Origin of the sequence: Rhizobium redzepovicii (genome assembly GCF_019793435.1) — a bacterium.
Taxonomy (GTDB): domain Bacteria; phylum Pseudomonadota; class Alphaproteobacteria; order Rhizobiales; family Rhizobiaceae; genus Rhizobium; species Rhizobium redzepovicii.
Genome location: NZ_JAILYH010000010.1, coordinates 130,466 through 155,402, shown reverse-complemented (window position 1 = coordinate 155,402; position 24,937 = coordinate 130,466). Strand labels below are relative to the sequence as shown.

At 59.4% G+C, this 24,937-nt stretch carries 28 protein-coding genes and 1 tRNA gene; 6 read left to right on the top strand and 23 right to left on the bottom strand.

The window, feature by feature from the left end; genetic code table 11:
• Genes K6N12_RS17700 through rfbA form a run of 8 tightly spaced genes read right to left on the bottom strand, consistent with a single transcriptional unit; the run spans position 1 to position 7,134 of the window.
• Positions 1-846 (bottom strand): NAD-dependent epimerase/dehydratase family protein, encoded by an 846-nt coding sequence (locus K6N12_RS17700; RefSeq protein WP_097623942.1) that lies wholly within the window; start codon positions 844-846, stop codon positions 1-3.
• Positions 839-1,552 carry a nucleotidyltransferase family protein gene (locus K6N12_RS17695; protein ID WP_097623941.1) on the bottom strand — a complete coding sequence of 238 codons (714 nt, stop codon included), beginning with the start codon at positions 1,550-1,552 and terminating at the stop codon, positions 839-841. Before K6N12_RS17695 ends, K6N12_RS17700 begins: the two co-directional genes overlap by 8 nt.
• On the bottom strand, positions 1,545-2,525 hold the full coding sequence (locus K6N12_RS17690; protein ID WP_097623940.1) for an NAD-dependent 4,6-dehydratase LegB: 981 nt from the start codon (positions 2,523-2,525) through the stop codon (positions 1,545-1,547). The genes K6N12_RS17695 and K6N12_RS17690 overlap by 8 nt, the downstream gene beginning before the upstream one ends.
• Complete coding sequence (locus K6N12_RS17685) at positions 2,522-3,841, bottom strand: ABC transporter ATP-binding protein (RefSeq protein ID WP_097623939.1); 1,320 nt, start codon at positions 3,839-3,841, stop codon at positions 2,522-2,524. Before K6N12_RS17685 ends, K6N12_RS17690 begins: the two co-directional genes overlap by 4 nt.
• Positions 3,841-4,719, bottom strand: coding sequence for an ABC transporter permease (locus K6N12_RS17680; RefSeq protein WP_012556661.1), 879 nt, complete (start codon positions 4,717-4,719; stop codon positions 3,841-3,843). Before K6N12_RS17680 ends, K6N12_RS17685 begins: the two co-directional genes overlap by 1 nt.
• Positions 4,716-5,822 carry a DegT/DnrJ/EryC1/StrS family aminotransferase gene (locus K6N12_RS17675; RefSeq protein ID WP_097623938.1) on the bottom strand — a complete coding sequence of 369 codons (1,107 nt, stop codon included), beginning with the start codon at positions 5,820-5,822 and terminating at the stop codon, positions 4,716-4,718. Before K6N12_RS17675 ends, K6N12_RS17680 begins: the two co-directional genes overlap by 4 nt.
• A 1-nt stretch (position 5,823) precedes the next feature.
• Entirely contained in the window at positions 5,824-6,198 is a 375-nt protein-coding gene (locus K6N12_RS17670) for a sugar 3,4-ketoisomerase (RefSeq protein WP_012556659.1), read from the bottom strand.
• Positions 6,199-6,222: 24 nt separating this feature from the next.
• Positions 6,223-7,134, bottom strand: a complete 912-nt coding sequence (gene rfbA, locus K6N12_RS17665) for a glucose-1-phosphate thymidylyltransferase RfbA (RefSeq protein WP_097623937.1) — start codon at positions 7,132-7,134, stop codon at positions 6,223-6,225.
• Between the two features lie 251 nt (positions 7,135-7,385).
• Here rfbA and K6N12_RS17660 point away from each other — a divergent pair, with 251 nt between their 5' ends.
• Positions 7,386-8,174, top strand: coding sequence for a glycosyltransferase family 2 protein (locus K6N12_RS17660; RefSeq protein ID WP_097623936.1), 789 nt, complete (start codon positions 7,386-7,388; stop codon positions 8,172-8,174).
• A 42-nt stretch (positions 8,175-8,216) separates the two neighbouring features.
• On the opposite strand, the gene K6N12_RS17655 is transcribed toward K6N12_RS17660, so the two are convergent.
• Genes K6N12_RS17655 through K6N12_RS17645 form a run of 3 tightly spaced genes read right to left on the bottom strand, consistent with a single transcriptional unit; the run spans position 8,217 to position 10,207 of the window.
• Positions 8,217-9,020: an anti-sigma factor family protein gene (locus K6N12_RS17655; protein WP_097623935.1), complete on the bottom strand. Its 804-nt coding sequence runs from the start codon at positions 9,018-9,020 to the stop codon at positions 8,217-8,219.
• Entirely contained in the window at positions 9,017-9,622 is a 606-nt protein-coding gene (locus K6N12_RS17650) for an RNA polymerase sigma factor (RefSeq protein ID WP_097623934.1), read from the bottom strand. The genes K6N12_RS17655 and K6N12_RS17650 overlap by 4 nt, the downstream gene beginning before the upstream one ends.
• Before the next feature lie 48 nt (positions 9,623-9,670).
• Positions 9,671-10,207, bottom strand: coding sequence for a tetratricopeptide repeat protein (locus tag K6N12_RS17645; RefSeq protein WP_097623933.1), 537 nt, complete (start codon positions 10,205-10,207; stop codon positions 9,671-9,673).
• Positions 10,208-10,376: 169 nt separating this feature from the next.
• Here K6N12_RS17645 and K6N12_RS17640 point away from each other — a divergent pair, with 169 nt between their 5' ends.
• The 3 genes from K6N12_RS17640 (at position 10,377) to K6N12_RS17630 (ending at position 13,250) form a co-directional block, all read left to right on the top strand.
• Positions 10,377-11,429, top strand: a complete 1,053-nt coding sequence (locus tag K6N12_RS17640; RefSeq protein ID WP_097623932.1) for a type III polyketide synthase — start codon at positions 10,377-10,379, stop codon at positions 11,427-11,429.
• Positions 11,426-11,929 carry an isoprenylcysteine carboxyl methyltransferase family protein gene (locus K6N12_RS17635; RefSeq protein ID WP_097623931.1) on the top strand — a complete coding sequence of 168 codons (504 nt, stop codon included), beginning with the start codon at positions 11,426-11,428 and terminating at the stop codon, positions 11,927-11,929. The genes K6N12_RS17640 and K6N12_RS17635 overlap by 4 nt, the downstream gene beginning before the upstream one ends.
• Positions 11,930-12,002: 73 nt before the next feature.
• Entirely contained in the window at positions 12,003-13,250 is a 1,248-nt protein-coding gene (locus tag K6N12_RS17630; RefSeq protein WP_097623930.1) for an NAD(P)/FAD-dependent oxidoreductase, read from the top strand.
• On the opposite strand, the gene K6N12_RS17625 is transcribed toward K6N12_RS17630, so the two are convergent.
• The 8 genes from K6N12_RS17625 to K6N12_RS17590 form a co-directional block, all read right to left on the bottom strand.
• A complete protein-coding gene (locus K6N12_RS17625) occupies positions 13,240-13,779 on the bottom strand; it encodes a gluconokinase (RefSeq protein ID WP_097623929.1) in 540 nt (179 codons plus the stop codon). The two genes, K6N12_RS17630 and K6N12_RS17625, sit on opposite strands and share 11 nt — an antisense overlap.
• Before the next feature lie 85 nt (positions 13,780-13,864).
• Positions 13,865-14,818: a peptide ABC transporter ATP-binding protein gene (locus K6N12_RS17620; RefSeq protein ID WP_097623928.1), complete on the bottom strand. Its 954-nt coding sequence runs from the start codon at positions 14,816-14,818 to the stop codon at positions 13,865-13,867.
• Entirely contained in the window at positions 14,815-15,831 is a 1,017-nt protein-coding gene (locus K6N12_RS17615; RefSeq protein WP_097623927.1) for an ABC transporter ATP-binding protein, read from the bottom strand. The genes K6N12_RS17620 and K6N12_RS17615 overlap by 4 nt, the downstream gene beginning before the upstream one ends.
• Positions 15,831-16,721 carry an ABC transporter permease subunit gene (locus K6N12_RS17610; protein ID WP_097623926.1) on the bottom strand — a complete coding sequence of 297 codons (891 nt, stop codon included), beginning with the start codon at positions 16,719-16,721 and terminating at the stop codon, positions 15,831-15,833. Before K6N12_RS17610 ends, K6N12_RS17615 begins: the two co-directional genes overlap by 1 nt.
• A 9-nt stretch (positions 16,722-16,730) precedes the next feature.
• Entirely contained in the window at positions 16,731-17,735 is a 1,005-nt protein-coding gene (locus K6N12_RS17605) for an ABC transporter permease subunit (protein ID WP_222148917.1), read from the bottom strand.
• Positions 17,736-17,822: 87 nt separating this feature from the next.
• Positions 17,823-19,418, bottom strand: coding sequence for an ABC transporter substrate-binding protein (locus K6N12_RS17600; protein WP_003588419.1), 1,596 nt, complete (start codon positions 19,416-19,418; stop codon positions 17,823-17,825).
• Positions 19,419-19,778: 360 nt separating this feature from the next.
• Positions 19,779-20,261: an iron-responsive transcriptional regulator RirA gene (rirA, locus tag K6N12_RS17595; RefSeq protein ID WP_003588420.1), complete on the bottom strand. Its 483-nt coding sequence runs from the start codon at positions 20,259-20,261 to the stop codon at positions 19,779-19,781.
• Between the two features lie 272 nt (positions 20,262-20,533).
• Positions 20,534-22,030: a CoA-acylating methylmalonate-semialdehyde dehydrogenase gene (locus K6N12_RS17590; RefSeq protein ID WP_097623923.1), complete on the bottom strand. Its 1,497-nt coding sequence runs from the start codon at positions 22,028-22,030 to the stop codon at positions 20,534-20,536.
• A 181-nt stretch (positions 22,031-22,211) separates the two neighbouring features.
• Here K6N12_RS17590 and K6N12_RS17585 point away from each other — a divergent pair, with 181 nt between their 5' ends.
• Entirely contained in the window at positions 22,212-22,526 is a 315-nt protein-coding gene (locus K6N12_RS17585; protein WP_097623922.1) for a putative quinol monooxygenase, read from the top strand.
• Positions 22,523-23,404, top strand: a complete 882-nt coding sequence (locus K6N12_RS17580) for a LysR family transcriptional regulator (RefSeq protein ID WP_097623921.1) — start codon at positions 22,523-22,525, stop codon at positions 23,402-23,404. Before K6N12_RS17585 ends, K6N12_RS17580 begins: the two co-directional genes overlap by 4 nt.
• Here K6N12_RS17580 and K6N12_RS17575 read toward each other — a convergent pair.
• The 4 genes from K6N12_RS17575 to K6N12_RS17560 all read right to left on the bottom strand — a co-directional run bounded on the left by K6N12_RS17575 (position 23,401) and on the right by K6N12_RS17560 (position 24,805).
• Positions 23,401-23,568: a hypothetical protein gene (locus K6N12_RS17575; RefSeq protein WP_097623920.1), complete on the bottom strand. Its 168-nt coding sequence runs from the start codon at positions 23,566-23,568 to the stop codon at positions 23,401-23,403. The two genes, K6N12_RS17580 and K6N12_RS17575, sit on opposite strands and share 4 nt — an antisense overlap.
• 48 nt (positions 23,569-23,616) lie before the next feature.
• Entirely contained in the window at positions 23,617-24,054 is a 438-nt protein-coding gene (locus K6N12_RS17570; protein ID WP_097623919.1) for a DUF4174 domain-containing protein, read from the bottom strand.
• A 94-nt stretch (positions 24,055-24,148) separates the two neighbouring features.
• Positions 24,149-24,225: transfer RNA gene (locus K6N12_RS17565), tRNA-His, on the bottom strand.
• Between the two features lie 130 nt (positions 24,226-24,355).
• Entirely contained in the window at positions 24,356-24,805 is a 450-nt protein-coding gene (locus tag K6N12_RS17560; protein ID WP_097623918.1) for a phasin, read from the bottom strand.
• Between the last annotated feature and the right edge of the window lie 132 nt (positions 24,806-24,937).

The window sequence follows — 24,937 nt, the reverse complement described above, 5'->3', positions numbered from 1 at the left end:
TTAAGACTCCTTCATCAGTTCGCGGATGCCGGCGGGCAGATCCCATTCTGGCCGCCATCCAAGAACAGCGCGAGCCCTTGTAATATCGGCCCGCACGTCAGGTATTTCATTCCGCCGAACGGCGCAAGATGACACTACAGGTAGAGCAGTGCCGGCGGCTTCTTGCAAGATATCGATGATTTCCTGCACCGAATACGACCTGCCGGAGCCGATATTGATGCAGTGGTAACCTTCCGGCACGCCCATGGCCTTGGCAAAGGCGCTCAGGACATCGTCAACGAAGACATAATCACGCCGCGGACTGAGGTCCATGACCTGTATGTCCTGCTTCGCCCGTATCCGGTTCAGAAGTGTCGGTATCAGGAACTCCGGGCGCTGCCCAGCCCCATATATATTGAAAAGCCGCAATACCACGACCGGTATTTGCTCGTGTGTGGCAGCAAACTCACAAAGTTGTTCGGCAAGATGCTTGGACAACGCGTAGGGGTTATTCGGCCTGACCGGATCGCTTTCCTGGATCGGCAGTCGCTCCGGCACTCCGTAGACATAGGCGCTTGCGAATACGAGCTTGGCCTTGTGCCGCTTGCACCAGTTCAGAGCATGCTGCGTACCGAGAACATTGGCGGCCATGAAACTCGGGCCTTGCGACCAGCTATCCGGGACAAACGTCCGGCCGGCAAGATGAAACAGCGTGCCGGCTGCGGGAAGTTCCTGCCAGATTCCCTCTTCGCTTATATCACCATGCGTTCGGTCAACCGCAAGCACGTCGACACCGGCCTTTTTAAGCCTCTCAACCAGACGCTTCCCGAGAAAGCCGCCAGCACCGGTGACGATTGCATCAACCATTCAAGAACCTGGATTGCATGGTTTCGAACTGCTCGATCGCCAGTGCATAATCGTCGGGCCGTCCGATATCGAGCCAATAGCCTGGAAAATCTCGAACCGTTGCCGGTTTTCCGGCCGCAAGAAGATCAAGCATCAGTTGGTCAAAACCGTAGGCGCCCCGTTGTGGTATGTGCTCGACCGCCCCCGAAGACACCATGTAGACGCCCATGCTGACTTTGTACTCAGCCGTCGGCTTTTCCCGGAACCCCGTCAGCAGCCCCGCCTCGCTGGTGTCCAGAACGCCGTAGTCTATCCGATGCTCCCGTGTCTTTGACGAGATGGTGAATATATTCCCCTCCCGGACGTGAGCGTCATGAAAATCGGCATAGTTCAGGTCCGTCAGGATGTCTCCGTTCATCACCAAAAAATTCTCAGGCAGATCCTTGATCAATCGTAGCGGACCCATGGTGCCGAGCGGCTGATCTTCGAGCGAATAATCGATGCGCACACCCCATTTGTCGCCATCCTGGAAAAAGGCTTTGATCAGTTCAGCCTGATGGTTGACGGCAAGCGTTATATGCTGAAACCCGCCTGATATCAGCTGGCGAATGATGACCTCTAGAATGGGATAATCGCCGATCGGCATCAGCGGCTTTGGGAGCACGACGGTATAGGGCCGCAGCCGCGTACCCATCCCTCCCGCCAGAATGACTGCACGCCTAGACATTGAAGATATCCGCCTTATATCGTGCCAGATTGTCAGGCTGACGCAGCCATTCAATCGTCGCCTGGAGCCCGTCTTTCAAGCTGTAGCGCGGCGAAAATCCCGTCAGAGACTTGATCAGGCTGTTATCACAGCACAGGCGTTCCACTTCGCTGTTTGCGGGACGCAAACGCTGTTCATCGCATTCAATCTCGATGTTGACGCCGATGATATCGGCGATCAGCCGAACGGTATCGCCGATCGATATCTCGCCGCCCGAGCCGATATTTACCGTCTGTCCGATGGCTTCGTCGCAGGCCGCGAGCGCCAGAAAGCCGTCGCATGTATCCTGCACGAAATTGAAATCCCGGGTGGGCGAGAGCGCACCAAGTTTCAGCGTCGTTCGTCCACTCAGAAGCTGCGAAATCACGGTTGGAATAACCGCCCTTGCAGATTGTCTCGGGCCGTAGGTGTTGAACGGCCGTGCGATCGTCACCGGCAGATCGAAGCTCGAATGATAGCTGTAGGCGATCGCATCGGCGCCGATTTTGGACGCCGAATAGGGCGACTGCGCCTGCAGGGGATGGCTTTCGCTGATGGGCACAAAACGTGCGGTCCCATAAACTTCGCTCGTCGAGGTCTGGATCACTCTTCCGACACCGGCGTCGAGAGCGCCTTGAAGGACGTTCAGCGTCCCATGCACATTGGTATCGATGTAGCTTGAGGGAGCCTGATAGGAATAGGGAATCGCAATCAGAGCGGCGAGATGAAAGATCGTGTCGACACCTTTGGCGACAGAGCGCATCTGAGCGGGATCACGGACGTCTCCGAGGATCACCTCGAACTTGCCGCGGTATTCGGACTGATCGAGCCAGCCCCAGCTGGAAAATGAGTTGTACTGGCAGAGGGCGCGGACTTCCACACCCGATCTCACCAGCGTCTCGACAAGATGAGAGCCGATGAACCCATCTGCTCCGGTGACAAGCGCCTTCTTCATTTCAAAACACCTTCAGAATCGCGGTGGAAGACCTTTTCAACCTCCCAAGGCAACTGTATCGCCGAAATCGACGGCTTCCGCTGTTGACCAAGCATCTGGATAATTCCGACATTATCCTCCACGTCAAACCGAATACCTTCGGCGACGGAATATATCGAGAACCGGCTCGATATGCCCAGTCGGAGGTAGAAGGTGCCGGTATTGAGAAGATATCCCGGAAATTTTACCCGAGCGCGATAATAACCGGCTGGCCGGGTATCCAAGCGCCCGACGTCGAGCTCAGGATCGGAAAGGCTGACAAGCGTGGTATAGCCGTCCTCCATCATGATCTGCATCCCGACCGAGAGACCGGAAAGAGGCTCCCTCAGCTCGTACTCGACCTCGACGGAAAATCCCTTCGACAGTTCCAGTGTTCCCGAAGCCTCGTCCTTCTCATTCAACACTGCGACACGGCATATAACCGCCTTGCCTTCGACGTCCTCGGGATTGACCGAGTAACTTGCGGTGCCGCCGAATTCCGGGCGATCGAGATAGGCCTTTATCACATCTGCCGTATCGCCCATCGCAGCGACTTTGCCATCGGCCATCAGAATCGATTTCGGGCAGATGCTGCTGATCGCCGTCATATTGTGGCTGACGAAGATAATCGTTCGACCGGCCTTCGTGACCTCCTGCATGCGCCCCATGCATTTGTTCTGGAAGTTGACGTCGCCGACGGCCAATACCTCGTCGACCAGGAGTATTTCCGGCTCGAGATGCGCCGCGACGGCGAAGGCCAGACGCACATACATGCCGGACGAATATCGCTTCACCGGCGTGTCGATAAATTCGCCGATCTCCGCAAACTCGACGATTTCATCGAATTTCGACCTGACCTCGGCACGGCTCATCCCGAGGATGGCGCCATTGAGATAGACATTCTCCCGACCGGTGAGTTCCGGATGAAACCCGGTGCCGACCTCAAGCAGGCTCGCAATTCTGCCCCGTATTCCAATGAAGCCCGAATTGGGCATGGTGATACGCGACATCACCTTCAACAGTGTGGACTTTCCCGCCCCGTTCCTGCCGATAATCCCGACGATCTCGCCCTGTCCGACTTCGAAAGAGACATCATCCAGCGCATGGAAGATGTCTCCCTTCAGCCGCGACTGTGCGCCGCGGTCGGACGTATGGTCGGATACCGAAACGTTCGGATCCGGAAGGTTGCGCCACTTCGCCCACCAGCTCTGAAGGTCGCGATAGAGGGTGCCGTGATTGATCACGCCAAGACGATAGAGTTTGCTGACGTGCTCCGCTCGAATAACGATGTCGTTCATCAGACGGTATCCATCGCATTGGCTTCCGCCCGCGAAAAAAGTGCCAGCCCGAACAGGGTGATTGCGATCGTCACTGCAAAATTGGCGAGGCAAAGACCAATGGGCAAGGCGGGAGCGTCGAATAGCGCCCAGCGGAAGGTTTGAACCGGCGTCGTCATTGGATTGAGGTAATAGAACCAATGATACCGTTCAGGGATCTGGCTGAAGGGGTACACGATCGGCGTGCCATACATCCAGAGTTGCGTCATGAACCCGACTGCGTAAACAAGATCGCGGAAACGGACCGTTAGCGCCGAAACGACAAGCCCGGCACCAATGCCCAGCACGGCGATATAGAGTAGCACCAGCGGCGTCAGCAACAGGAACCAATAGTTCAGGGCCAGATCTGGATTGGCAATTTTGAGGCCAATGGAAACCGTCAACAACAGCAGGAACTGGATCGCAAAAGCGACAAGGCCGCTCATCGCAACGGATAGCGGCACCACAAGTCTCGGAAAGTAAACCTTTCCGAACAGATTGGCGTTCTTCGAGAAGACCTCGGAGTTATTAGTCAAACAGGCAGCAAAGTAGCTCCAGATAATCGTGCCCGACATGTAAAACAGGAAGGGCGGAAGGCCATCGGTGGAAAGATTGGCGATTTTGCCGAACACGACATAATAGGTCATCGCCGTCAGCGACGGTTGGATGATATACCAGACCGGCCCGAGAATGGTCTGTTTGTAAAATGTGGTGAAATCCCGCTTGAAAAACATCCAGACGAGATCGCGATATTGCCAGACAAGGCCGAGATCCGGCGTATTTCCCTTGGAAGGCTTGATAACGATATCCCAATCGTCATCGGCACGTGCCGAGGCTGGTCCTTTCAGGTGCTCTGTCATGCCGCCAACTTCAGCTTTTCTGGCAGCGCCGCAAGAAGGCTGCAGACACGCTCTATCTCATCGCCGCTATGCCCGGCGGAAATAGGCAGGCTGAGCTCAGTGGCATGCAGCTCATCGGCGATGGGATAATCGCCGGAAAGAATGCCTTGCATTGCCTTCTGCCTATGCGGCGCGATCGGATAATGTATCTCGGTCTTGACTCCGTTATCGAGCAGCCACTGACGCAATTCGTCGCGGGCCGGGTGACGTATCCCGAAAATATGAAACACGTCATACTCGGCAGGTCGACGAAGCGGCTGTGCGAGCCATTTGGGCAGATTGGCAAAATAGATATCGGCCAGCGCCCGCTTATGTTCAGTGACCTGACCGAGGGAACGCAGTTTGACCCGCAGGAATGCCGCCTGCATCTCATCAAGCCTGGAATTTACACCGATATAGACGTTCTCATATTTCTTCTTCGAACCGTAGTTGCGCATGTGTCTCAAGCGATCTGCAAATTCGTCATCATCCGTGACGATCGCGCCCGCATCTCCGAGAGCTCCCAGATTCTTGGTCGGATAGAAGCTGAAGCAGCCGGCAATTCCGAAGGTGCCGGTCAGTTTGCCGTCATAGCGCGCGCCATGAGACTGCGCGCAATCCTCGATCACCCTCAGACCATGCTCGCTTGCAAACGCGGCGATCTCGGTCATCCGGCACGCTTTGCCGAAAAGATGCGTGACACAGATTGCCTGCGTGTGGCGAGTGAGCGCCGCAGGAAGGCGCTCCGGATCGATATTGAAGGTTTCGCGTTCGGGCTCCACCAGAACAGGTTTGTGGCCGGCGCGAAGAATTGCCAGAATAGTGGCTATATAGGTATTGGAGGCAACCATGATCTCGCTGCCTTTCGGCAGATCGAGCGCTTCGATTGAGAGGATCAACGCATCCAGACCATTGGCCACGCTGATGCAATGTTTGCTTTCCGCAAAGGCGGCGAATTCAGCTTCGAATGAGGAGACCTCATTGCCAAGTATGTACCACCCGGAACGAATGACACGGGAAGCAGCCGCCTCCAACTCTTCCATTAGCGCGCGGTTGGCCTGCGCAAGACTTTCATACTCAATCATCTCAGAGCCGCTCATAGGGGGTGTCGATGTAGTCGTCCTTATCATATCCGCGTGAGGCAAAAACGAGCAGGATCGAACCGGGACCGAAGGTCATTTCGTGCCAGTCCCTTGGCTCTACCAGCAGGCACTGGTCCGGTGACGACAAGGTGATCTCTTCCCGGGCCTTTCCATCGTCCATCAAAATCATCACGCTTCCCGAAAGCGCCACCAACGCCTGTCGAGTCTGGTGATGACGATGGCCACCGCGCGTGTATCCGTCGGCTCCATAGATCCAAAAGCTCCGGACGACCGGAAATGGCAGTATTCCGTCCATGACGGTCAGCGCGCCTCGTCCGTCGGACATCGTCTTTAACGTAAGCAGGGTAAAAGCAGACAAGATTGGTTTTCCAGTTTTGTCGGTTCAGCCGGTTGGGAAATGCGGAGCTGGCTCCCTCACCAGGCTGATGAGGTATCGACCGTAAGAGCTCTTTTCAAGTGGAGCCGCCAGCCTTAGCAATTGCTCGGCATCTATGTATTCCAAATGAAAGGCGATTTCTTCGGGGCAGGCAATCTTCAGCCCCTGGCGCCGCTCGATGGTGGCAATGAATTGACTGGCTTCAAGGAGTGAATCGTGCGTGCCCGTATCAAGCCAGGCATGCCCTCTTCCCAGGACGGCAACATTCAGCCTGCCGGTCGACAAATAATGCCGATTGATGTCGGTAATTTCGGTTTCACCGCGCGGCGAGGGTTTCAAACCGGCAGCAATGTCAATCACGTCATTGTCGTAGAAATACAAACCCGTCACCGCGTAAGAAGAGCGGGGCCTGGATGGCTTTTCCTCCAAGGTGAGGACTTTCCCCTCACCGTCAAATTCTACCACCCCATACCGTTCGGGATCGTGGACTTTGTACGCGAAGATCGTCGCTTCGTCCGATCTCGCCGAAGCCGCGGATAAATCATGCGTCAGGAGGTTGCCGTAAAAGATATTGTCTCCGAGCACGAGGGCGGTTGCCTCTTGCCCGATGAATTCCCTGCCGATCGAGAATGCCTGAGGAATGCCTTCGGGCGCGGCCTGCACGGCATATTGAAGGTTCAACCCCCATTGGGCGCCGTCACCTAGCAGCTGTTCAAAGCGCGGCGTGTCCTGTGGCGTCGAGATAATAAGGATATCCCGGATACCTGCGAGCATCAGCGTTGACAGGGGATAATAGATCATCGGTTTGTCAAAAACCGGAAGAAGTTGCTTCGAAATGGCGAGGGTCGCGGGATGGAGCCGGGTACCCGAGCCCCCGGCGAGCAAGATGCCCTTGCGCAGCTTTTTCTTCGAAGACAAGAGACCTCCTGCAACTGGTAAATCCGCGCGCATTCACGAGGCTTCGTGATGACGTCGCTGTTCGACATTGCTCACTACAGATAGATCGATCGGCATGCAATGCACTTACCGAGACGGGAAGTAGCCCAATCTCTCATCAATCGAGCATTGATCCAGGATAATCTGCAGTACCGGATTGCGACGCCGCCTTTCCGTCTGCTACGGCTTGGCCAGATTTCGCCCCTTAGAATGTGAGCAAGACACCCTTCAAAATGGCTGCAGACACTGCCGATCCACGCCCTCCCCGGATAAGTCTCATCACCGTTTGCTGGAACGCAGAGCGGACCATTGCCGATACGTTGCGGTCCATCGACCAACAAACCTACCGCGATTTCGAGCACATCATCATTGACGGTGGCTCAAGCGATTCCACACTCGCCATCATTGCTTCGGCGCCGGCGGAGAACCGCCGCGTATTTTCGGGACGGGACGGAGGTATCTATGAGGCCATGAACAAGGGGATTGGCCTTGCGAGCGGCGAGATCATCGGCTTCCTGAACGCGGATGACACTTTCGAGAGCAGCGGCTCCCTCGAAACCGTGGCGGCCGCGCTGGACGATGAAGCCTATGACGGCTGCTATGGCGATCTCATTTATGTTTCCAACCAGCATCCCGATCGCACAGTCCGTTATTGGAAATCCTGTGCGTTTGAACCCGGTTTCTTTAGACGGGGCTGGTGTCCGCCGCATCCGACATTCTATGTTCGGCGTCGCATCTATGACCGGTTCGGGACGTTCGATCTGCGTTATCGGCTGGCAGCCGATGTCGAGCTTATGATGCGTTTTCTGGAAGTTGCGCGCATCAGGACCGTTTATATTCCCCGCGTATTGGTGAGGATGCGCTTGGGGGGCGCCACAAACAAGAACATTCAAAACATATCGCGTCAGAACAAGGAAGTGCTGCGTGCCCTTGCCGACCACGGCCTGGGGGTCTCGATCCTCACGTTCTGGGCATCGAAGCTTGTGAACCGTCTCGGTCAGTTCGTGAAACGAGATCGATAGCAGGATTTATCACGCCCGATTTCAGGCCGGGCCAATGGCAGGTCAGGCAGCCACCCTCCCCCGCACTCCATCGGCAATCGCCGCCATCCTGTCCGCCGCTGCATGGCCGATCAGCATGAAGGCGTGCGTTCCGTTCGACCAGTAGACGACGTTCATGCCCTTGCGGCTTTCGAGATCCGGCGCTTTGGGACCGGCATCGGAGCGGACGATGCAGAGCGCCATCGGGCCGGTTTCGGGGTCGAGATAGGCGATCTGGGCGAGCGGTTTGCCATCATATTGCAGCAGCAGAGCACGTTTGAAATCGATGCCCGGCAGCGAAACGGATTCGGGGGAGAGCGATAGGCCGAGCTTTTCGTCGAGGCCTGCGAGCTGGGTGGCCTGGTCGTCTCTTGCGGGCACGGGACCGGCAAGAGTCTCCGGTGTATAGAGCGAGATATAGTCGGCGACCACGGCGCGCCATTCGCTGTTTTCGTCCTTCGCTGAAACGCCTCTGCCGATGGCGAGGACGGCGCGGTCGATAGCGACGCCGGCGACAAGTGAGGCGGCAAGCGCGCCGAGGAAGCGGCGGCGGCTGGCGGATACAGGCGTGGCGCCGGGTTTGGCGCTCTCAGGCACTGGGATGGCGGCGAGCATCGTTTCCAGTTTCTCGCGTGGAGCCTGCGACAGCAGCGGCGCAAAGGCCTGCGCGAAGGGCAGGCTGGCGCGGGCCAGGAATTCCAGCCGCTCGGCGACAGCCTTGTCTTCGTTCACCAGACTTTCGATGCGCGCAGCTTCGTCAGCCGTCAGTTCACCGTCGATGAAGGCGGTCAGGTCCTCGTCGGAGGGAATGGTGCGTTTCGTATTCATTGCCGTCCCCCTTCCCGCTCGTCACTGGCGAGCTTGGCGCGGGCTGCCGCCAGCCGGCTCATCACGGTTCCGATCGGAATATCCAGTATGCTTGCAACCTCGCGATAGGAAAGCCCTTCGACATAGGCGAGGAACACCACTGTTCTCTGCGCCTCGGGCAGCGCATTCACCCGTTTCAGCACCTGACCCGCCATCACATGGGTTTCGGTGTCGTGGGCGCCGTCGAAGGTCAGAGCCTCCCCGGCATCGACGAAACCCTGGCCCTCACGCACCCGGCGGGAGCGGACCTCGTTCAGCCAGATCGAATGCAGGATCGAAAACAGCCAGCGGTCGAGCCGGGTGCCGGCGACGAACTGATCGGCGCGTTCCAGCGCGCGCAGGCAGGTCGCCTGCACCAGATCGTCGGCGACATCACGCTGATGCGAGAGAACGAGACCATAACGCCAGAGCCTTGCCAGATTTTCCGTCAGGCCGCTCTTGATATCCGCTGCGCTCGCGATAGCCGCCTCCGACGATCCTGCCTGCCTCGGAACCGCCGGACGAACCGGCGATTCCGTTCTCGCGCGACTATAGGCAGGAAACGAAGTGCGCGCGACCGACATTCTTACATCCCTCCCCCGTGGTTTCCCGTTCCCGCCCGGTGCCGGCAATCAGATCTTCGACGGATCGATGATGGCTGCGCTCAAGTCCTGATATTCCTCGCAGTCGGTGCCGCAGATCGACTTGATTGACTTCAACTGGTCCTTTGCCAGATCGAGCCTGCCCTTGATGACATAGGCTTCGCCGAGATATTCACGGACCTTGGCGTATTGCGGATCCATCTTCACAGACTTGAGATAATAGGAAATGCCTTCGTCGGTGCGGCCGAGCTTGCGGGTGGCGTAACCGCGATAATTCAGCACCTCGGCGGTGTTCTGGTCCTTGACCGTGTCGAGCATGGCAAGCGCCTCCTCATAGCGACCGCTCTTGGCCAGTGAATAGGCGTAGTCGGTGCGGTTCTCGTCAGAGACGTTGGCGCTCTGCTGCTTGACGCATTTCTTGCTCTTCTGGTCGTAGATCTCACCCTTCTTGCAGGTCGGCATCGTGCTGTTGTCATTGCCGGCTGCGAAGACCGGGCCCGAGAAAACGGAAGCGGCAAGGCAGCCGCCGAGAATGAGGGAAGCAATACGGATTGTCATGATCGTCATCGGAAAACTCCTCGAAAGTGACGTTGCGAGGAGAAAACACCGCTGCCCCGAGCTTTATTCGGCAGCCTCTCTATTTTCTTCATCACGGCTTCGTGAAGCCACCGAGGCCGAATAGATCGTCGAAACCGGGTGTTCTCAACGTTACGCCGGGAACGACAAGGAGAACTTAGTGACCGATACCGTAAAACTCGTCAGCCTCGCCGTCGCCGCACCCGAACATGTCATTTTCCAGAAAGAAGCGGTCGAAGCCTCCGGCCGGCTGTTTGCCGACCGTTTTGAGGATTTCCGCCATCTTGCCCGCGTCTTCGACAGCGCTGGCATTCAAAAGCGCCATGCGGCGCGACCGCTTGCCTGGTTCGACGAGCAGCATGGCTGGCAAGACCGGATGCAGGCCTATGCGGAGGTGGCAGCTGAGCTCTTTGTCGAAGCCGCCAGCTCAGCGCTTTCCCGGGCGGGGCTTGAAGCCGGCGATGTCGACTGTGTCGTGACGGTCTCGTCGACCGGTTTTACGACGCCGAGCCTCGATGCGCAGATGGCGCGCCGGATGGGCTTCAGGGCCGATATCGAGCGCGTGCCGGTGTTCGGGCTCGGCTGTGCGGCCGGTGTGTCGGGCTTTGCGATCGCCGCGCGGCTGGCGCGCAGCCGGCCGGGCGCCGTCGTGCTCTTCGTCTCGATCGAGCTCTGCACGCTTGCCTTCCGGCTTGACGAGCTGACGCGGCCGAACATCATTGCGACGGCGCTTTTCGGCGACGGTGCCGCCGCCTGCGTGCTGCGATCCGGCGAAGGCGGGCTGGCGGAGGTGGAATCGACTGGCGACCATCTCTTTCCCGACACACTCGACATCATGGGCTGGAAGATCGACGACGGCGGTTTCGGCATCGTGCTGGCGCAATCCCTGCCGCCTTTTGCCGAAAAGGAGCTGGGCCCGGCGGTGACCGCCATTCTGGCGCGAAGCGGACTGACACCTGCAGATATCGATCGCTTCATCTGCCATCCCGGCGGCACCAAAGTCCTGGCGGCGATGGAGAGCGCGCTTTCGCTGACGCCGGGCACGCTCGATCACGAGCGCGGCGTGCTTGCCGACTACGGCAATATGTCCTCGCCGACCATTCTATTCGTGCTGGAGCGGGCGATCCGCGCCGGATTGCCGGAGCGCTCCGCGATGATCGCCATGGGGCCGGGCTTTTCGGCGAGCTGCGTGACGCTTCGGAGGGTGGCATGATCTGGCCGTCGATCGCGCTCCTTGCCTTCGTGACGCTGCAGCGGTTTGGCGAACTCGTGCTAGCCCGGCGCAACACCGCCGCCCTTCTCGCCAGAGGCGCCAGGGAACTGGCGCCGGAACACTATCCGGCCATAGTGGCGCTGCACGCCGGCTGGATCATCGGCCTCTGGCTGCTGGCACCCGGCAGGCCGGTCGAGCTCTTCTGGTTTGCCGTCTTCATCGGGCTGCAGGCGCTGCGGCTTTGGGTTCTGGCGACGCTGAAAGACCGCTGGACGACGCGCATCATCATCCTGCCCGGCGCGCCGCTCGTCACATCCGGCCCCTATCGCTTCCTCCGGCATCCGAACTACGCGATCGTCGTCGGCGAGATCGCCGCCCTTCCTCTGGCGTTCGGTCTGCCCTTTTACGCAATCGGCTTTTCGCTTCTCAACGCCTGCATCCTCTATGTCCGCATGAAGGCCGAAAATGCCGCACTGAAAAGCGCAATGATTTTGAAATGAAGGCGATTTTTCGTTTGCCCGGCGGTATCGGCAGGGGCATTTTCACTGCGATAACAAAGCGGAATGCAGGGAAATGACGAAAAACGCAATCGTGCTCGGCGCCGGCATCGTCGGCGTGTCGACGGCTATCCATCTTCAACGGCGCGGCCGGCAGGTGACGCTGGTCGACCGCAAGGATCCGGGCAACGAAACCTCCTTCGGCAATGCCGGCCTGATCCAGCGCGAAGGTGTTGCGCCCTACGGCTTTCCGCAGCAGCTTGGCCTGTTGCTGCGTTATGCGCTGAACAACCGCATCGATGCGCATTACCATCTGCGCACGCTGCCGAGCCAGCTTGCCTTTCTCGCCCGCTACTGGTGGAATTCGAACGCCCGGCGCCACGCTCTCATCACCCGAGCCTATGCGCCGCTGATCGAAAATTCGATTGCCGAACACAAGGATCTCATCGAGGCGGCGCATGCCGAAGCGCTGATCCGTAGGGACGGCTGGATGAAGATCTTCCGGACTGAGGCCAAGCGCGATCAGGCCTTAGCGGAGGCAGCACTCTGGCAGAGTGAATTCGGGGTGGAATATGACGGCCTGACTTCGGCCGACATCGCCCGCATGGAGCCTGACATGACAGGCGATTTTGCCGGCGGCATCCGCTGGCGTGATCCCTGGTCGGTGCTCGATCCGCATGCGCTGACATCGGCCTATCGCGGCTATTTCGAAAGCCTCGGCGGCAGGTTCGTCACAGGCGACGCCGCCTCGCTTGGCCAGTTCGGCTCCGGCTGGAAGATCATGACCGGGGAAGGCCCGCTCGAAGCCGACGATGCGGTGATTGCGCTCGGCCCCTGGGCGGCGCTTGCGACGCGCCGCCTCGGCTATTCCTTGTCCCTTGGCGTCAAACGCGGCTATCATATGCATTATGCCGCCAAGGGAAATGCAGTGCTCAACAACTGGATGCTGGATGCCGAACGCGGCTATCTGCTGGCGCCGATGCGCCGCGGCATCCGCCTGACGACCGGCGCGGAGTTCACAACGCTTGATGCGCCGAAGACACCGGTCCAGCTCGACCGGGCCGAGGTGGTTGCCCGCGCAATCTTTCCGCTCGGCGACAGGCTCGATCCCGAACCCTGGATGGGCGCCCGCCCCTGTACGCCGGACATGATGCCTATCATCGGCAAGGCGCCGCGCCATCAGGGCCTGTGGTTCGCCTTCGGACATGCCCACCACGGGCTGACGCTCGGGCCGGTGACCGGCCGCGTGCTTGCCGAACTCATTACCGGCGAGACGCCGTTCATCGATATTGCGGCTTATTCGCCGCAGCGTTTCAACCCGTGACGCCGAGCGTGGCAAGCCCTTCGAGAGCCGCTACCGCGATGCCTTCCACAGTATCGTCGATATTGACGGTGACGACACCTTGCTCGCCGGTGGGCACCTCAAGCGTTGCCAACTGGCTTTCGAGCAACGACACCGGCATGAAATGGCCTTTGCGCTCGCCCATCCGTTTGGTCAGCAAGGCTTTGGAGCCTTCGAGATAGACGAAGAACAGATTGCCGCCGGCCGCAGCCCGCAGCCTGTCGCGATAGATGCGCCTCAGCGCCGAGCAGGAGACGATGATGCCCTCGCCTTTCTCAAGCGAGGACTTGATGTCTTCGCCGATGCGGTCGAGCCAGGGCATCCGGTCCGCGTCGGTCAGCGCAATGCCCCTCGACATCTTCTCGACATTGGCCGCGGGGTGCAGTGCATCGCCTTCGACGAAAGCCAGGTGCAGGGCTTCCGCGAGCTTTTCGCCGACGGAGGATTTGCCGCAACCGCTGACCCCCATGACGATGATCGCATGAGGTTTGTTCGTCCGCCGTTCCGGCATGTTTCCTCCTGAACCTTCCAACCTGTCGGTCATTCCGGACGGAAAACCGCTTCACACTTTTCCTGGAATTACTCCATTTTCCCGCTCAATCGAGCGGGAAATGACAGGCATATTGTTGAGCATCCTCTCCCCTTAATTCGGGAGAAACCTGGCGGCAATAGTCCTGCGCCTTCCAGCAGCGCGGGTTGAAATGGCAGCCGGACGGCGGCTTCAGCGGCGATGGCAGTTCGCCCTGCAGGCGGATGCGGTTCTTCTCGCGCTCGGGATCGGCGATCGGCGTCGCCGACAGCAAGGCTGCCGTATAGGGATGGCGCGGCCGGGCGAAGACCTCGGCGGCGGGACCGGTCTCCACCGGGCGGCCGAGATACATCACCATCACCTCGTCGGCGATATGATGGACGACGGAGAGGCCGTGCGAGATGAAGAGATAGGCAAGGCCCATCTCCTTCTGCAGGTCCATCAACAGGTTCAGCACCTGCGCCTGGATCGACAGGTCGAGCGCCGAAACCGGCTCGTCGAGCACCAGCACCTTCGGCCGCAGCATCAAGGCGCGGGCAATGGCGATGCGCTGACGCTGGCCGCCGGAGAACATGTGCGGGTAGCGGCCATGATGCTCCGGACGCAGGCCGACGCGGGCCATCATCTCCTCCACCTTGCGGCGGCGGGCGGCGGCGTTGAGATCGGTATTGATCTTCAGCGGCTCTTCCAGGATCGAGCCGACCTTCTGGCGCGGGTTGAGCGAGCCGTAAGGATTCTGGAAGACGATCTGCACCTGGCTGCGCAGGCTGCGGTCGCCAACCTGGGCGGGCTTGCCGTCGATCAGCAATTCTCCCGCTGTCGGGTTCTCGATCATGGTGACGAGGCGGGCGAGCGTCGACTTGCCGCAGCCGGATTCGCCGACGACGGCAAGCGTCTTGCCGGAATGAAGGCTGAAGCTGACGCCGTTCAGCGCTTTGACCGTGGCATCGGCTTTGAAGAGACCACGGTTAACGGTGTAGAAGCGGGCGAGATCCCTGCCCTCAAGAACAGCGCCTGTCATACCAGGTCTCCTGCGGTTTCAGTGGCCATGACGCCGGGATGGCCGAGCGGCTTGCCGTTCTTCAAAGGATAATTGCACAAAGCCAGCCCGAGCTCCGGTCCCTGGCGTACGACGCCGCGATCGCATTCGACCGTGGCGTAGCCACAGCGCGGCGCGAAAAGACAGCCCGTAGGGCGGCCGTGCTGGCCGGGAACGACACCGGCGATCGAGGGAAGACGCTGGCCGACCTCAGCGCGTTCCGGCAGGGCGGCGAGAAGCGCTGCGGTATAAGGGTGGTGCGGATCGCGGAACAGCGCCTTCACCGGCTGCTCCTCGACCTTCTGGCCGGCATATTGCACCTGCACGCGCTCGGCAGTTTCGGCGACGACACCCATGTCGTGAGTGATCAGCACCAGCGCCATGCCCTGCTCTTTCTGTAGGCGCACGAGCAGATCGAGGATCTGCGCCTGGATCGTCACGTCGAGCGCGGTCGTCGGCTCATCGGCGATCAAGAGCTTCGGATTGCAGGCGAGTGCCATGGCGATCATGACGCGCTGGCTCATACCGCCGGACATCTGATGCGGGAAGTTCGACAGGCGGTCTTCCGGCGCCGGAATGCCGACGAGGTTCAGAAGCTCGATCGAACGTTCGCGGCGCTCCTTGCGGTTGAGGCCCATATGGACGCGCAGGGTCTCGCCGAGCTGGAAACCGACGGTGAAGCACGGATTGAGGCTCGACATCGGCTCCTGGAAGATCATCGCCATGTCCTTGCCGACGATCCTGCGGCGCTGGCGGCCGGAGATGCCGCGCAGATCCTGGCCGTCGAATTGCATGCGGTCGGCAGTGATCTTCGCCGTCCAGGGCAGAAGCCCCATCAGAGCGAGCATGGCAACGGATTTGCCCGAGCCGGATTCTCCGACGACCGACAGGATCTCGCCCTTGTCGCAGGCAAGCGATACGCGGTCGACGGCGCGGAAGAGACCTGAAGAGGTCTGGAATTCGACGGTTAGATTTTCAATTTCGAGAAGTGGCATCACGACCTCTTCAGCTTGGGGTCAAGCGCATCGCGCAGGCCGTCGCCCATCAGGTTGATGGCGAGAACGGTGATGAGAATGGCAAGACCGGGGAATGTTACGACCCACCAGGCGCGCGAGATGAACTCGCGGGATTCGGCGAGCATCGTGCCCCATTCGGGTGTCGGCGGCTGGGCACCCATACCGAGGAAGCCGAGGGCGGCGGCGTCGAGGATCGCTGCCGAGAAGGCGAGCGTCGCCTGGACGATCAGCGGCCCAAGACAGTTTGGCAGGATGGTCTTGAACATCAGACGGAACGTCCCGGCGCCGGCAACACGCGATGCGATCACATATTCCTTCTCGCGCTCCGTGATGACGGAGGCGCGCGTCAGCCGCACGAAATGCGGCTGGTTGACCAGCGAAATCGCGATCATCGCATTGGTCAGGCCCGGGCCGAGCACAGCCACCAGCACGAGGGCGAGCAGCAGCGACGGGAAGGCCAGGATGATATCCATCAGCCGCATGATCGCCGTATCGACCTTGCCGCGGAAATAGCCGGCGACGAGGCCGATCAGAACACCGCTTACGATGGAAAGGGTGACGACGACGACGCCGATGAAGAGCGAGAAGCGCGCGCCGTAGATCAGGCGCGAAAGGATATCGCGGCCGACGGCATCGGTTCCGAGCGGGAAGGAGATGCTGCCGCCTTCCATCCAGGCCGGCACGGCGAGCAATACCTGGCGGTTCTGCTCGTTCGGCGTATGCGGCGCAAAGACCGGCGCGAAGACAGCGACCACAAGGATAATGACGAAGACCACGAGGCCGATGACGGCGCCCTTGTTGCGGGAGAAATAATGCCAGAACTCCGCAAGAGCGGATGGCTGGCCGGTTTTGACGGTGACGGTGCTCATGAACCGCTCCTAATGACGAATGCGCGGATTGATGAAGCCGTAGAGGACATCAACAATCAGATTGACCAGCATGATGACGCCAGCGATCAGCAGGAGGCCGCCCTGGACCACGGCGTAGTCACGCTTGAAGACCGAATCGACCATCCATTTGCCGATGCCCGGCCAGGAGAAGATCGTCTCGGTGAGAATGGCGCCGGCCAGGAGAACGCCGATCTGCAGACCGATGGTGGTGATGACCGGGATCATCGCATTGCGCAGCGCGTGCACGCCGACGACGCGCAGCGGCTTCAGGCCTTTCGAGCGGGCCGTGCGGACATAGTCCTCGCCGAGAACCTCGAGCATCGCCGAACGCGTCTGGCGCGCAATCACGGCGAGCGGAATGGTGGCCAGCACGATGGTCGGCAGAATGAGATAACTGACGGCCGAGGCGAAGGCGCCCTTCTGGCCGGACAGCAGACTGTCGATCAGCATGAAGCCGGTGACCGGCTTGAAGAAATACATCAGCGAGATGCGGCCGGAAACCGGCGTCCAGCCGAGATAGCCCGAGAAGAAGATGATCAGCAGCAGGCCCCACCAGAAAATCGGCATGGAATAACCGATGAGGGCGACACCCATCACGCTTTGATCGAACCATGTGCCTCGCTTGACGGCAGCAAAGATGCCGGCGGGCACGCCAAGACAGACGGCGAGCATGATGGCACAAAAGGAAAGTTCGAGCGTTGCCGGAAACAGCGTCAGGAATTCGCCGAGAACCGGCCGCTTGGTGACGATCGAGGTGCCGAGATCGCCGTGCAGCACTTTTCCGAGATAATCGAAATACTGCACATACATGGGCCGGTCGAAACCGAGATCGTGCATGATCTGGGCGTGCCGGTCCGGCGCCATGACACGCTCGCCCGATAAAAGCATGACGGGATCGCCGGGCAGCATGCGGATGAACGAGAAGGCAATGAGGGAAACGCCGAGGAATGTCGGGATCAGCACCGCAAGGCGGCCGATGAAAAAACGCAACATGGCAGATGTCCAATAGTTTCCGGCGGTCAGGGGGTGCCTGACCGCCGGCTGCGCCCAGCTCTGCCGGGCATTCTTACATTTTTCTTGTTATTCGGATACGTCGACGCCGTCGAAGCGGTGAATGCCGAGCGGATCCATGAAGAAGCCGGAGACCTTCTTGCTCATCGGAACGAAGACGAGCGAGTGATCAAGCGTCGCCCAGGGGGCTTCCTTCTTGAAGATCAGCTGTGCCTGCTCATAGGCCTTGGTGCGCTCGCCGACATCGGCGGTCAGCTTGGCCTTGGTCATCAGGTCGTCATATTCCTTGTTGCACCACTGAGCACGGTTGTTGCCGCCGACGGCATCGCAGCCAAGCAGCGTATCCATGAAGTTGTCCGGGTCGCCATTGTCGCCGGTCCAGCCGAGGATGACGGCGCCGTCGCGCTTCACGTCGGAGGAGAGCTTCAGATATTCGGCCCATTCATGGGTGACGATCTCGACCTTGACGCCGGCCTTGGCAAAATCGGCCTGGATCAGTTCGGCAGCGCGGCGCGCGTTCAGCATGTAGGGACGCGAAACCGGCATCGCCCAGACCTTCATGCTGAGATCCTTGACGCCGGCATCGGCGAGAGCCTTCTTGGCGGCATCCGGATCGTACTTGTCGTCCTGAACGGCGTCGTTATAGGACCACATCGTCGGCGGAATGGGGTTCTTGGCAACGGCCGCTGCACCCTGGAAGACGGCGTCGATGATCGCCTGCTTGTTGATCGCCATGTTCAACGCACGGCGAACTTCCGGCTTGTCGAAGGGGGCCATCTGCGTGTTGTAGGCGAGGAAGCCGACATTGAGGCCGGCCTGTTCCATCACCGTTAGATTGCCGTCCTTCTTCAGCTCGGGAACGTCAGCCGCATTCGGATAAGGGATCAGGTGGCATTCGCCGGCCTTCAGCTTCTGCGCGCGGACGGCGGCGTCAGAGGTGATGGCGAAAACCAGATCGTCGATCTTTTCCTTGCCCTTGAAATAGGTTTCGTTGGCCTTGTAGCGGATGACGGCATCCGGCTGATAGGCGACGAAGGTGAAGGGGCCGGTGCCGAGCGGCTGCTGGTTGAGCTGCGCCATCTTGCCGTCGGCGGCAAGCTTGTCGGCATATTCCTTGGAAACGATCGAGGCGAAGTCCATGGCCAGGTCGGCAAGGAACGGCGCCTCGGGATGGTTGAGCGTGAACTTGACGGTGAGGTCGTCGACCTTCTCGATCGACTTGATCAGATCCGGGAAGCCCATGCCGGCGGCGTATTCGTAAGAACCGCCCTCGACATACTTGTTCCACGGATTGTCCGCCTTCAGCTGACGCTCGAAGGAGAACACGACGTCGTCGGCGTTGAAATCGCGCGTCGGCGTGAAGAAGTCGGTGGTCTGATACTTGACGCCGGGATGAAGCTTGAAGGTGTATTCCGTGCCATCGGCCGAAACGCTCCAGCTGTCGGCGAGGCCCGGTTCGATCTCGGTACCGCCATGCTTGAATTCGACCAGGCGGCTATAGACCGTGCGCGACGAGGCGTCGAAGGTCGTGCCAGCCGTATAGAGGCTCGGGTCGAAGCCTTCCGGCGAACCCTCGGAGCAATAAACAAGGGTCTTGGACCAGGCCGACGTCGCCATGACCGAAATCAGGGCCGTCGCTGCCAGCATGACAGAGATCTTTTTCATAATATTGTTTCCCGGTTGTTCTTTTTTAATGTCTGGAGACCGCAGATATGCATCCCGATCGACGGTCGATGGAACGACATTTATCTACTGAAAGCAACGGGCTACGGAGAAAATTTTTCCAGTTGGACAATTTTAGAAATTTTCAATCAAAAATCGGCCTCATTTGGACAGATTCGGATAAAAACGTCCGGGATTTCGTCGTATTTTGGATAATTGCGCCCTTTATGCGTGTCGTGATCGGTCAGAATCGCCTGCCAGGCTTGAGACGTTTATTCTCGCCGAACCGGTAGACGCGGCAAAATAAAAACCGCGATGGCCGGGGCCATCGCGGTTTCAGAACTCTGTCCTGCTCTTTTAAATTCAGGCGGCGGGCGCAACGATCGCGGGTTTGCGATATGGCTGCTCGCCGGTGATTCCGAGAAGGAAATTGATCTGCGGACGCGCCTTGACGAGGTCGTCGATGGAATATTCCGACAGCACGGCGAAGAAGGCGTTGAGCGCCTTGCGCAGCGCCGAATTCAGGCCGCAGCTGTCAACCAGCGGGCATTCGACCACGCCATCATCCTCGAAGCATTCGGCCATGGCGAAACTGTCTTCCGTCACCCTGACGACGTCGAAGAGCGTAATGTCGGCCGCCGGCTTGCCCAGGCGCACGCCGCCATTGCGACCGCGCACGGTTTCGACGAGGCCGGCCTTGTTCAGCGGCTGGAGGATCTTGAAAAGAAACAGTTCGGACACGCCGTAAGCCCTGGCAATTTCCGGAATCCGGCTCAAGTGCCCGTCGTTGGCAGCACAATACATCAACATGCGAACCGCATAGTTGGTCTGCTTCGTCAACCGCATGCCATTCTCCTGACTCGTGCCTGTTCAGACCTATATAGGCGGTTTGGTAGTTTTGAACAATTCCAAAATATGAAATTCGCATTCAGCTTATGAGGCCAAATGACGCGACGTCAATCCTGCGCCGAAATCTTCTGGTTGCAATCCATAATGTCATGCCCGCGCCCGCGCGCGCCGGGACGGTCGGAGATACCGGTGCGGTGTGATGGTTTCCAAGACAGCAAATAAAACGGGGGCCATAAGGCCCCCGAATTGCAAATCGATTTATCGTCAGATCACTTCATTGTCGGCATGACGAACTCAGCGCCGCTCTTGATGCCGGAGGGCCAGCGGGCGGTGACGGTCTTGGTCTTCGTCCAGAACTTGATCGAGTCCGTGCCGTGCTGGTTGAGGTCGCCGAAGCTCGAGGCTTTCCAGCCGCCAAAGGAGTGATAGGCGAGCGGAACCGGGATCGGAACGTTGATGCCGATCATGCCGATATTGATGCGCGAGGCGAAATCGCGGGCGGCATCGCCGTCACGGGTGTAGATCGCAACACCGTTGCCATATTCGTGCTTCATGGGCAGCGACAGGGCCTCTTCGTAATTCTGGGCACGAACGACGGAGAGGACAGGTCCGAAGATCTCAGTCTTGTAGATGTCCATCTCGGGTGTGACGTGATCAAACAGGCAGCCGCCGACGAAATAACCGTCCTCATAGCCCTGGAGCTTGAAGTCGCGGCCGTCGACGACGAGCTTGGCGCCTTCTTCGACGCCGCGGTCGATCAGGCCGCGAACACGGGTATAGGCATCCTTCGTGACCAGCGGGCCCATGTCCGCCTGGTCGTCGGTGTAGGGGCCGATGCGCAGCGATTCGATCTTCGGGATCAGCTTTTCGACGAGGCGGTTGGCGGTGTCCTCGCCGACCGGTACGGCAACCGAGATCGCCATGCAGCGCTCGCCGGCCGAACCGTAGCCTGCGCCCATCAGCGCGTTGACGGCCTGATCCATATCGGCATCCGGCATGATGATCATGTGGTTCTTGGCGCCGCCGAAGCACTGGGCGCGTTTGCCGTTCATCGCCGCCGTGCCGTAGACGTAGCGGGCGATCGGCGTCGAGCCGACGAAGGAGACGGCGCCGATATCGGGATCGGTGAGGATCGCGTCGACGGCACCCTTGTCGCCGTTGACGACGTTGAGGATGCCGGCGGGCAGACCGGCTTCGATCATCAGTTCGGCAAGACGAATCGGCAGGGAGGGGTCACGCTCTGAGGGCTTCAGGATGAAGGCGTTGCCGCAGGCGATCGCCGGCGCGAACATCCACATCGGGATCATACCGGGGAAATTGAAGGGGGTGATGCCGGCGCCGATGCCGACCGGCTGGCGGATCGAATACATGTCGATCGCCGGACCAGCGCCCTCGGTGAACTCGCCCTTGGCGAGATGCGGGATGCCGCAGACGAATTCGCAGACTTCCAGGCCGCGGATGACGTCGCCCTTGGCATCCTCGATCGTCTTGCCGTGCTCCTTGGAGAGCATCTCGGCGAGTTCATCCATGTGCTTGTTCAGGAGTTCGACGAATTTGAAGAAGACGCGGGCGCGACGCTGCGGATTGGTGGCAGCCCATTTCGGCTGCGCAGCCTTGGCATTTTCGACGGCGGCGCGCAGTTCCTCGACGCTTGCGAGCGCGACCGTCGCCTGCACTTCGCCGGTTGCCGGATTATAGACATTGCTCACGCGGCCGCTGGTGCCGGCGACCTGCTTGCCGCCGATGAAATGACCGATCTCACGCATGGATGCTCCTCCTGTTTTTGGGATGGCCCACAATCGCACTTCAATTTGCACAAATCAATGCGCTGATATAAGTAACCGTTGTGCGTAAATTATAGTGCCACCATTTGCATCAGGCGCTGCTGCTGCTCTCAAACTTGGAACGGCAGTCGGACAAGTCAAATCCCAAGGGGAGATCAAAACGATGAGCCGCAAACCCGTCGTCAGAATGGCGGAGCTGGAGATCGATCCGGACATGCTTGACGCCTATCGCGCCTTGCTCACCAGAGAAATCGAGGCATCCGTAGCGCTGGAAGCCGGCATCCTTTCTCTCAGTGCCGTTTGCATCAGGGACGTCCCCAACCGGATTCGCATTCTCGAGGTCTATACCGACAAGGAGGCATACGAGGCCCATCTGCGGACACCGCATTTCCTTGAATACAAGGCCGAAACGGCGGGCATGGTGACATCGCTGACGCTTCTCGACGTCGATCCGATCGTAATGCGGGCCAAGCCATGAACTGGGACGACGTGCGGATTTTCCTTGCCGTCGCCCGTACCGGGCAGATCCTTGCCGCCTCGAAGCGGCTGGGGCTCAATCATGCTACGCTCTCGCGCCGGCTGACCTCGCTGGAAGAGGCGCTGAAGACGCGGCTTTTCATCCGCCGGACCAATGGCTGCGAGTTGACGGCGGAAGGCGAAGTGTTCCTGGCGTCCGCCGAGCGGATGGAAACGGAAATGCTCGCAGCACAGGCCAGCCTCGGCCACACCGATACGGCGATCGCCGGGACGGTACGCGTCGGCGCGCCGGATGGTTTCGGCGTTTCTTTTCTGGCGCCACGCATGGGCCGGCTGATCGAGCGTCATCCGGCGCTGAAGATCCAGCTCGTCCCGGTGCCGCGCTCCTTTTCGCTGTCGCAGCGCGAAGCCGATATCGCCATCACGCTGGAGCGGCCCGAACAGGGCCGGCTCGTCTCCTCCAAGCTCACAGATTACACGCTCGGCCTTTATGCCTCGCGGGACTATCTCGCCTCTCGCGGCACGCCTTGTGATATCGAAGCGCTGAAGGCGCATCCGCGTATCGGCTATGTCGAAGACCTGATCTTTACCGCGTCGCTGAATTTCTCCGGCGAGGTGATGCGAAGCTGGGATGCCAGCTTCGAGATTTCGACGTCAATCGGGCAGACCGAGGCGGTGCGATCAGGCGCCGGCATCGGCATTCTGCACGATTATATCGCCCGGCAATATCCAGAGCTCCAGCGCATCTTGCCGGATGTGTCCATCAGACGCGCTTACTGGACGACCTATCACGAAACAGCCCGCGATCTGGTGCGCGTCAGGAGCGTTGTCGATTTCCTGCAGGAACTCGTCGGCGCCGAACGGCAGATCTTTCTTTAGTTCTCAGAGACGTGCTTGGCCGGTTCGTCGTTTTCATCGGGATTTGGAACCGGCGCCTCGTCCGGCAGCCTGTCCGGCTCCGGTTCGATGATCGGCGGCACCGGCTTCCAGCCGGGTGCCGGCATCGGCGGCTGATCGGGAATGGGTTCGTTGGGCACGGACATGGCCGCCTCCCTTTTGATGATAATGGATTAAACTGACGTCGGGCCGGCCTATTTGTCCGGCTTCAGCACATCGGCAGCACGCATCGGCATGCTGTCGATGATGGCGAAAAGCTCGCCATCGGTGATCGGTTCGCTGACCTTGAGTTTCACCGTACCGTCCTTGCCGACAAGGAAGGCGGCAAATTCCCCAATCTCGGCCGCCTCGAGATCAAGGCGGATCGCCTCGCCGTCAAGCCCGTCCGCCGCACCGAAGAGCGGCCGGACAGTTGCGCCCGAGATCTTGAGCACCACCAGATCACGCTCGTCTAGGGCTGAGCGGTCGGCCAAAAGCTGATTTTCCTGCCGGGCGGCGCGGGCATTATCCTTGTCGGCAAAAACGACGAAGACGCGGTTCTTCCACTGGAACGCCGCGAGGCTTTCGACCGGTGCATAAGCACTGTTCGTCTCGTCGATTTTGGTCGCGCCGTAGAGAAGGGTTTTCGACATGCATATTCTCCCGTTAACTTGGAGAACGGGTCGGGACGGCATGGGTTCCATCGAAATGGCTGGAAGCGGGGTTTCATTCTTATCGTGGAGAAAATGGTACGGTTGGGGGGTCTCGAACCTCCGACCTCAGGTGCCACAAACCTGCGCTCTAACCAACTGAGCTACAACCGCATAAATCACGCTTGGCGCGACGGGGGTCACATACGAGGACTTGGCGATGAATTCAAGCCCCATTCCTCGTCAATATACAAAAAGGCTGGACGCGTGGTCCAGCCTTTTGTCTCCGACCGGTTAAGATCGATCAGGCAACCTTGAAGGAAGCCATGGCCTTTTCGGCGGCGTCCTTGGAGGGCTTTGCGAGCTTTTCGGCAACCTGCTTGGTGGTTTCCTGGATCGACTTCGCCTGTTCGACGGTCAGCTCGGCCTGCTTGCGGATGAAGGCGGTCTGCAGCTCGAAGAATTCGGCGGCGGACTTGACGCCGAGCAGTGCTTCGAAATGCGAGAGCGAGTTCTCGGAATTGACGCGCAGGATGTCGATAGCCTTCAGGCCGAGTTCGACGCCGCCGGCCTGTGCCGTCTGGACGGTGGCTTCGAGGGTCTTGCCGGCTTCTTCGCCAGCGGTCTTCAGCTTGGCATAGGCGTCTTTGGACTGCTGAGCGCCTTTTTCGGCGAAATCACGGAAGGATTCCGCGAACTTGGACGGGTCGAAAGAAGCGATTGAAAAAACGTCGTCGGTCTTTATGGTAGCCATGGGTCGCATCCTTTGGGCTGAGGCAGTCGCTGCCTGCAATAGTTGGGATGATGCTTATATAAGACATTTCATTGTGCATTGCAACAATTATTGTGCAATGCACAAGACGTTAACCTTGCCGGCCGAAAACCC

Excerpts from the sequence above, each read along its gene's own strand:
- K6N12_RS17620 (WP_097623928.1), bottom strand. The coding sequence starts at position 14,818 with ATGACAGGCGCTGTTCTTGAGGGCAGGGATCTCGCCCGCTTCTACACC.
- K6N12_RS17680 (WP_012556661.1), bottom strand. The coding sequence starts at position 4,719 with ATGACAGAGCACCTGAAAGGACCAGCCTCGGCACGTGCCGATGACGAT.
- K6N12_RS17560 (WP_097623918.1), bottom strand. The coding sequence starts at position 24,805 with ATGGCTACCATAAAGACCGACGACGTTTTTTCAATCGCTTCTTTCGAC.
- K6N12_RS17615 (WP_097623927.1), bottom strand. The coding sequence starts at position 15,831 with ATGCCACTTCTCGAAATTGAAAATCTAACCGTCGAATTCCAGACCTCT.
- K6N12_RS17625 (WP_097623929.1), bottom strand. The coding sequence starts at position 13,779 with ATGCCGGAACGGCGGACGAACAAACCTCATGCGATCATCGTCATGGGG.
- K6N12_RS17580 (WP_097623921.1), top strand. The coding sequence starts at position 22,523 with ATGAACTGGGACGACGTGCGGATTTTCCTTGCCGTCGCCCGTACCGGG.
- K6N12_RS17695 (WP_097623941.1), bottom strand. The coding sequence starts at position 1,552 with ATGTCTAGGCGTGCAGTCATTCTGGCGGGAGGGATGGGTACGCGGCTG.
- K6N12_RS17655 (WP_097623935.1), bottom strand. The coding sequence starts at position 9,020 with ATGAATACGAAACGCACCATTCCCTCCGACGAGGACCTGACCGCCTTC.
- K6N12_RS17650 (WP_097623934.1), bottom strand. The coding sequence starts at position 9,622 with ATGTCGGTCGCGCGCACTTCGTTTCCTGCCTATAGTCGCGCGAGAACG.
- K6N12_RS17610 (WP_097623926.1), bottom strand. The coding sequence starts at position 16,721 with ATGAGCACCGTCACCGTCAAAACCGGCCAGCCATCCGCTCTTGCGGAG.
- K6N12_RS17585 (WP_097623922.1), top strand. The coding sequence starts at position 22,212 with ATGAGCCGCAAACCCGTCGTCAGAATGGCGGAGCTGGAGATCGATCCG.
- K6N12_RS17700 (WP_097623942.1), bottom strand. The coding sequence starts at position 846 with ATGGTTGATGCAATCGTCACCGGTGCTGGCGGCTTTCTCGGGAAGCGT.
- K6N12_RS17600 (WP_003588419.1), bottom strand. The coding sequence starts at position 19,418 with ATGAAAAAGATCTCTGTCATGCTGGCAGCGACGGCCCTGATTTCGGTC.
- K6N12_RS17675 (WP_097623938.1), bottom strand. The coding sequence starts at position 5,822 with ATGATTGAGTATGAAAGTCTTGCGCAGGCCAACCGCGCGCTAATGGAA.
- K6N12_RS17590 (WP_097623923.1), bottom strand. The coding sequence starts at position 22,030 with ATGCGTGAGATCGGTCATTTCATCGGCGGCAAGCAGGTCGCCGGCACC.
- K6N12_RS17685 (WP_097623939.1), bottom strand. The coding sequence starts at position 3,841 with ATGAACGACATCGTTATTCGAGCGGAGCACGTCAGCAAACTCTATCGT.
- K6N12_RS17570 (WP_097623919.1), bottom strand. The coding sequence starts at position 24,054 with ATGTCGAAAACCCTTCTCTACGGCGCGACCAAAATCGACGAGACGAAC.
- rirA (WP_003588420.1), bottom strand. The coding sequence starts at position 20,261 with ATGCGGTTGACGAAGCAGACCAACTATGCGGTTCGCATGTTGATGTAT.
- K6N12_RS17605 (WP_222148917.1), bottom strand. The coding sequence starts at position 17,735 with ATGTTGCGTTTTTTCATCGGCCGCCTTGCGGTGCTGATCCCGACATTC.
- K6N12_RS17690 (WP_097623940.1), bottom strand. The coding sequence starts at position 2,525 with ATGAAGAAGGCGCTTGTCACCGGAGCAGATGGGTTCATCGGCTCTCAT.
- K6N12_RS17645 (WP_097623933.1), bottom strand. The coding sequence starts at position 10,207 with ATGACGATCATGACAATCCGTATTGCTTCCCTCATTCTCGGCGGCTGC.
- K6N12_RS17630 (WP_097623930.1), top strand. The coding sequence starts at position 12,003 with ATGACGAAAAACGCAATCGTGCTCGGCGCCGGCATCGTCGGCGTGTCG.
- K6N12_RS17660 (WP_097623936.1), top strand. The coding sequence starts at position 7,386 with ATGGCTGCAGACACTGCCGATCCACGCCCTCCCCGGATAAGTCTCATC.
- K6N12_RS17635 (WP_097623931.1), top strand. The coding sequence starts at position 11,426 with ATGATCTGGCCGTCGATCGCGCTCCTTGCCTTCGTGACGCTGCAGCGG.
- K6N12_RS17575 (WP_097623920.1), bottom strand. The coding sequence starts at position 23,568 with ATGTCCGTGCCCAACGAACCCATTCCCGATCAGCCGCCGATGCCGGCA.